At 59.1% G+C, this 1,056-nt stretch carries 1 protein-coding gene; it reads left to right on the top strand.

Translation table 11 applies throughout. From position 1 onward, the window contains the following. Positions 1 to 439: 439 nt before the first annotated feature. A partial coding sequence (gene istA, locus L284_RS40645; protein WP_031342025.1) for an IS21 family transposase occupies positions 440 to 1,056 on the top strand: 617 nt, incomplete at its 3' end.

Here is a 1,056-nt window from a genome sequence, read left to right on the forward strand (position 1 = left end):
CCGCGGAAAGCCAAATAACCCTACGTCAACGCCGCCTTCCGTCAGCGCTTACCTTGCATACGCCCCTCTGTCGCAGCGACGGAGACGGCAGCCACTGAAGCCAGACCAAGAGCTACTCCGATCTGCTGCGCGGAATTCAGGATTGCCGAGGCGATGCCGGTCTCCTCTGCGCGTACATTGTGCACGGCCGTTAGCGTGAGCGAGATGGCCCCGAGGCCGAAGCCGAACGCCATGCCGAACATACCTGGCAGGAGATGTGCCGCATAGCTCGTGCCAGGCCCTATTTCCGATAACCAGAGCAGCGCTAGAGATCCTATCAGACCTCCGGCTGTTGATTGCCACTGAGATGTGACCCGGGGGACGTATAAATTACCATTGAGAATTGACCCATGTTTCCCTCGCCTCCGGCTGCCAGTCGGAGGGTCGTGGAGTGATCAACATGGACTTACTCAGTGTGATCCGCCGGTGGCATTTCCGGCAGAAGATCTCCATTCGCGAGATCAAGAGGCGGACCGGCCTGTCCCGCAATACCATCCGCAAATATCTGCGTTCTGACGCGATTGAGCCGAGCTTCAAGGTTCCGATCCGGCCGAGCAAACTCGACCCTTACGCCGAGAAGCTGACGGCCTGGTTGCGAGTGGAATCCAAGAAGTCCCGTAAACAAAGGCGGACTGCCAAGCAGTTGCATGCTGATCTGGTCGAGCTGGGATACGATGGCTCTTATAACCGGGTTGCCGCTTTTGCCCGACGGTGGCGGACCGAGCTGCAGTATGAGCAGCAGACCAGCGGACGTGGAACATTCGTGCCCCTGGTTTTCCAGCCTGGCGAGGCATTCCAGTTCGACTGGAGCGAGGACTATGCCGTGCTGGATGGCAAGCCGACGAAGCTACAGGTCGCCCATACCAAACTGGCGCATAGCCGCGCCTTCATCGTCCGAGCCTATCTGCTGCAGACCCATGAGATGCTGTTCGACGCGCTGACGCAGGCGTTCAGGGTGCTGGGCGGCGTGCCCCAGCGTGGGATCTTCGATAATATGAGGACTGCTGTCGACAAGAT

Origin of the sequence: Novosphingobium lindaniclasticum LE124, assembly GCF_000445125.1 — a bacterium.
Lineage (GTDB): Bacteria > Pseudomonadota > Alphaproteobacteria > Sphingomonadales > Sphingomonadaceae > Novosphingobium > Novosphingobium lindaniclasticum.